This is a genomic window from Salinarimonas sp. NSM, assembly GCF_052380005.1.
Classification (GTDB): Bacteria; Pseudomonadota; Alphaproteobacteria; order Rhizobiales; family Beijerinckiaceae; genus Salinarimonas.
The window spans coordinates 1-5,424 of sequence record NZ_JBQTCJ010000106.1 but is presented as its reverse complement, the minus strand read 5'-3'; the positions used below and the strand labels follow the sequence as shown (position 1 = coordinate 5,424).

At 74.9% G+C, this 5,424-nt stretch carries 4 protein-coding genes; 1 reads left to right on the top strand and 3 read right to left on the bottom strand.

The window, feature by feature from the left end:
• Nucleotides 1-146: 146 nt before the first annotated feature.
• Nucleotides 147-797 carry a DNA-3-methyladenine glycosylase family protein gene (locus ACTZWW_RS22340; protein ID WP_444783171.1) on the bottom strand — a complete coding sequence of 217 codons (651 nt, stop codon included), beginning with the start codon at nt 795-797 and terminating at the stop codon, nt 147-149.
• A 67-nt stretch (nt 798-864) separates the two neighbouring features.
• Between ACTZWW_RS22340 and gluQRS the strand changes: the two genes are divergently transcribed.
• Nucleotides 865-1,746, top strand: a complete 882-nt coding sequence (gluQRS, locus tag ACTZWW_RS22335; protein WP_444783170.1) for a tRNA glutamyl-Q(34) synthetase GluQRS — start codon at nt 865-867, stop codon at nt 1,744-1,746.
• A gap of 9 nt (nt 1,747-1,755) precedes the next feature.
• On the opposite strand, the gene ACTZWW_RS22330 is transcribed toward gluQRS, so the two are convergent.
• Nucleotides 1,756-2,670: an AEC family transporter gene (locus ACTZWW_RS22330; protein WP_444783169.1), complete on the bottom strand. Its 915-nt coding sequence runs from the start codon at nt 2,668-2,670 to the stop codon at nt 1,756-1,758.
• 16 nt (nt 2,671-2,686) lie between these two features.
• Entirely contained in the window at nt 2,687-4,714 is a 2,028-nt protein-coding gene (locus tag ACTZWW_RS22325) for a peptidoglycan DD-metalloendopeptidase family protein (protein ID WP_444783168.1), read from the bottom strand.
• Nucleotides 4,715-5,424 lie beyond the last annotated feature (710 nt).

The window sequence follows — 5,424 nt, the reverse complement described above, 5'->3', positions numbered from 1 at the left end:
GCCGCGTGCTCGCGGAGCGCGGCGCGACCGGTCGAACCGAGGATTTCTCCCTCGTGCGCTTCACGGGAGTGGCGCACGAGGCGGGCACGCTCGTCGACGCCGTCATCGCCGCGACCGACGGCCGGGCGCTCCTCGCCGCGTGAGGATCACGTCGTCTCCCCGGTCCCCGCCCGCCCGGTGACGCGGCGGTAGTGCGCCCACAGGAGCTTCGCCGCGACCCCCCGCCAGGGCCGCCACCCCTCGGCCAGCGCGACGAGCGCCTTCGCGTCGGGGCGGGCCTCGAGCCCGTAGATCATCCGCGCGGCCTCCTGCAGGGCGAGATCCCCCGCGGCGAAGGCGTCGGCGTGGCCGAGGCAGAACAGGAGGTAGACGTCGGCCGTCCACGGCCCGATCCCGTGCACGGCGACGAGCCGCGCCCGCGCGTCGTCGGCGGGCATCGTGCCGAGCTCGGCGAGCGGCAGGGCGCCGGTCGCGACCGCCTCGGCGACGGCCCGCAGCGTGCGGATCTTCGGGCGCGAGAGGCCGGCCGCGCGCAGCGTCTCGTCGGAGGCCACCCGCAGGGCGTCGGCCGTCATCTCCGGCAGCGCCGCCTCGAGCCGCGCGTTGATCGCAGCAGCGCTCGCCACCGACACCTGCTGGCCCACCACGATCCAGGCGAGCCCCGCGAAGCCCTCCGGGCGCTTGCGCAGCGCCGGCACCGAGCCCTCGGCGACGGCGCGCGCCAGGGCCGGATCACGCGCGACGAGCTCGGCGAGCCCTTCGCGCAACCGCTCCTCGCTGTCGAGACGCGCGTCCATCGCCTATCTCCAGGTCTCGAGCCGCCATGCCGGTATCGCCGACGTCCTTCCTGTCGCAGGGTGACCCGTGACGCAACCCGTCTTCCGCTTCGCGCCGAGCCCCAACGGCCGCCTGCATCTCGGCCACGCCTACTCGGCGCTGGAGAACGCCCGGCTCGCCGCGGATACCGGCGGACGCCTCATCCTGCGCATCGAGGACATCGACACGACCCGGTGCCGCGAGGACCTCGTCGCCGCCATGCTGGACGACCTCGCCTGGCTCGGCATCCCCTTCGAGCCCGCGCCGATGCGCCAGTCGACCCGATTTCCCGTCTACGCGGCCGCGGCCGGGCGCCTGCGGGCGCGCGGTCTCCTCTATCCGTGCGGCTGCACCCGCCGGGAGATCGCCGACGCCGTCGCCGCCCGGGAGGAGGAGACCGGCGCGCCCGCCCCACGAGACCCGGACGGCGCGCCGCTCTATCCCGGCACCTGCCGCGGGCGCGACCCCGCCGCAATCCTCGCCGAGGGCCGGCTCGTCGCCTGGCGGCTCGCGATGGACGCGGCGCTGGCCGCCGCGCCTGGCCCGCACGCCTACGCCCGGTTCGACGACGACGGCGCGCCCGTCCCCGTCGCCGCCGACCCCGCTCGCTGGGGCGACGCGGTGATCGTGCGCAAGGAGATCCCGACGAGCTACCACCTCGCCGTCGTCGTCGACGACGGCGCGCAGGGCGTCACCCACGTGGTCCGCGGCAAGGACCTGGAGGCCGCGACCGATCTCCACGTCCTGCTCCAGCGCCTGCTGGACCTGCCGACGCCGCTCTACCGCCATCACGGCCTCGTGCGGGACGACGCGGGCGAGAAGCTGGCCAAGTCGCTCGGCTCGACGCCGCTCGCGGACCTGCGTGCGGCCGGCTGGACGCCCGACGACGTGCGCGCCGCCGTGCGGGCCGTGGCGACCGGCGCGCCGTAGGCGGCGTGCTCAGCCCGTCACCAGCCAGAGCCACCCCGCCATCGTCACGACCGCGAGCGCCGTCGACAGCGCCACCGCGCTCGAGGCGAGCCCGACGCCCGAGCGGTAGGTCTGCGCCAGCAGGAAGGCGTTGATGCCCGACGGGCAGGCGGCGAACATCACCGCCACCGGGATCCAGGCCTCCGGAACGGGGAACACGAAGGTGGCGAGCAGCCAGACCAGGAGCGGGTGGAGCAGGAGCTTGCCCGCCGCGATCGTCGCGGGCAGCGGCAGCCCCGCCGCGAGCCCGTAGCGTGCGAGCGCGATCCCCATCGCGACGAGCGCCGCCGGCGCGGCGGCGTCCGCCAGCATGCCGATCATCCGCCACGCCGGCTCCGGCACGCCCTCGGCGAAGGGCCGCAGCGCGGCCCCGAGCGCGATGCCGATGATGATCGGGTGCGTCGCGAGCTTCCTCGCGATGCCGGCGAGCGAGGCGCCGCGCCCCTCGACGAGGAGCGTCGCCGCGCTCATCGTGATCGGAAGGTGGATCGCGACGAGCAGGAACAGCGGCACGGCGGCCGCGTCGCCGAAGGCCTTGAGGATCAGCGGCACGCCGATCAGCACGGTGTTCGACTGCGCCGCCGAGAAGCCCGCGACCACGGTCTCGATGCCCACGCGCCCGAAGGCGTGGCGCGCGAGGAGCCCGACCGCCGCCCAGACCGCCGCGAGCGCGAGGAAGTAGGAGGCCCAGTAGCCCCACGGCTCGGCGAGCGGGACGTCCCCGCGCGCCAGGGTGTCGAGGATGAGGCACGGCAGCGCGATGGCGAAGACGAACTGTGTGAGTCCCGTTCCCGCGGTCTCGTCGATGATGCCGCGCTTGCGCGCCGCGAAGCCGACGAGCACCAGGCCGAAGATCGGCAGGACCACCAGGAGGGCGTCGATCATCGCCGCGCGGCCGCTCTCAGCCGCCCGTGCCCTGCGCGAAGCGGACCGGGCCGCCCGCGCGGTCCATCAGCTCGACGACCTGGTCGCGCTGGCGGGCGAAATCGGCGAGCGCACGCCCGTCGAGCTCGCGCGAGCGTGGGACGCGGATCTTCAGCGGGTCGACGAAGCGGCCGTTGACCATGACCTCGTAGTGCAGGTGCGGACCCGTCGAGAGGCCGGAATTGCCGAGGTAGCCGATCACCTGGCCCTGCGTGACGCGCACGCCGGGCTGGATGCCGTCGCCGATCCGCGACATGTGGGAGTAGGTCGTGACGTAGCCGTTGGCGTGCTGGATCTCGACGCGGCGCCCGTAGCCGCCCTCCCAGCCGGCCACCGTGACGGTGCCGGCCCCGGCGGCGAAGATCGGCGTGCCGACGCGGTTCGCCCAGTCCACGCCGGTGTGCATGCGCGCGTAGCGCAGCACCGGGTGGCGGCGCATGCCGAAGCCCGAGGTCAGGCGCCCGTCGGCGATCGGCTTGCGCATCAGGAACTTCTTGAGCGACCGTCCTTCCGCGTCGAAATAGTCGATCGCGCCGCTCTCCGGGTCGTGGAAGCGGTAGACCCGGCTCGTCTCGCCGCCGATCGTCAGCGCGGCGGAGAGGATCTCCGGCGGCGTGTCCGGCTCGGGCTGAGTATAGAACACGTCGATGGCGTCGCCCGGCTGCACCCGGCGCTGGAAGTCGACGTCGTAGGCGAAGACCTGCACGAGCTCCTCCACCGTGTCGCGGGAGAGGCCGTGCTTCATCGCCGTCTCGAACAGGCTCTCGTAGAGCCGCGCGCCGCTCTGGCCCTCGTCCGCCTGGGCGACGGCGGTCTCCGCCGGCTGCGGCTCCTCGGGGACCGGGACGGCGACGAAGTCGTAGGCGTCGGTGACGGCGGCGATCGCCTCGACGCCGCGCTCGCCGTAGAGCACGATGCGCAGGAGGCGGCGCGGATCGCCGGGACGGGCGCCGTCGCGCACGAGGAGGCGCATCGGCTGGCCGGCGGGGAGGGCCGCGACGGTCTCCGCCCCTCCGAGCGCCGCGACCGCGCGCGCGACGTCCTCCACGGCGACGCCGTGCTCGGCGAGGAGCTGCGGCAGCGTCTGCTCGCGCCCGAGCGCGACGCCGATCTCCGCGGCTTCGTCCTCGCTCTCCGCGGGCGTGCGCTTGGGCAACGTGGTGACGTTCTCCGGGATGACGCGCACCTCGATCGAATCGAACGGCGTGTCCTCGACGGCGGCATAGGCGGCGAGACCGGGGAGGGCGGCGGGACCCACGGTGCGCCCGAGCATCGCCTGGGCCGGAAGCGGCAGGCCGCGCCGCTGGCCGGCGGTGAGCGCGATGCGGCGCTCCTCCATCACCTGGGCGGCGGCGTCGGCATCCGCGAGGGCGGGAGAGACGGGACCCGGCGCCACCTCGGCCAGCGCCCGGCGGAGGACGGTGACGTCCGCCTCCTCCGGAGCGAGCTCCGCGACCGCGGGGGCGGGCTGCGACGTCTCCTCGCCTCCCTCCGCGAGGTACCGCATCGGGTCGAAGCGCGGGACGTCGGCCGCGTGGACGCCGGTCGTGCGCGACAGGCCCGTGGCCAGGCGCGTGAACGACTGGACGCGGATCATCTCGCGCTCGCCCACCCGCTGCGCCATGGGTGCCTCGAACGTGCTCGTCGCCGTGACCGTGAGCGTCGTGCGCAGGAGGCGATCGGCCTTGGCGGCGCCGCCTCTCGGCCCTCCGGCGCTCCGCTCCGCCGCGTGCGGGACGATGCGCTCGGCCGGCGCGACGAGCGCCGTCGACCCCTCGATCGCGACGACGATGGCGGCCCCGATGAGGAGCGCGCCGGTCGCACCGGTGAGCACGCCCCCGGCGAGCCAGCGCCAGGAAACGGCGCGGCGGGCGATCGGCGCGTCGTCGCCCGCGGGGTCGAGCGGCGGCTCGCCGCCGAGCGGGAAGGCGCGGTCCGCGGCGTGGCGGCGGCCGGGAGCGGGGGCGCCGGTCGGCGAGAGCGGGCGCGTCCCGGCGCGGCGCACGCCGTCCCCGGCGGGAGTGGCGTCGAGCGGGTGTGAGCCGGATGCCCGGGGATCGGAAGCGGGGAGGTCCCGAGCCGCCGCCCCGGACGTGGCCGTCCCGGACATGCTCGACCCGGGCGCCGAGGCTTCGGTCGCGAACGCGCCCGCCCCGCCGCCCCGCGTCGGCCCGTCGTCGCCCGGATCTGGGTTGCCTGCCTTCATGCCCCGTCGTGATCTCGCTCGAACGTGCGTGCGGCGTCCCCGCTCTTCCCGGCGCGGTCGGCTCGGCCGCACCATAGCCAAGCCGCCGGCCGGATGGCAACGCTCGGCGGCGGCTTCGGCTTCGGCGGCGGCGGCGGACGGAGCCGGATCCGGCGGACGTGTCGCACGGGCTTCTCTCGCTCCGGTGACTGCTCTCCCAAGGTGACGGCATTGAGGCGCCGTGAGGGCGTTGCAGGAGGGCGGGCGTGGCGGCATGCACGGGTTCCGGCACACGGCGAATCGCGGCGCGGCGAAAAATTCATGACGGCCTGTTGACAGCTCCGATGGGCGTCGGTAGATAAGCGCCATCGACGCCGGGCGCTTCGACGCCGCGGCGGTTTCGCTTCCTCTGGAGAGCGTTGGGTGCCGGAACCGGCCTTGGTCGGAACGGAACCCGTTTTCCCGAGTGCGAGACACGCTCTTTGACATTGTCGAGAAGGAAGAAGGAGAAGCGTGGGCGGCCTTTTCGT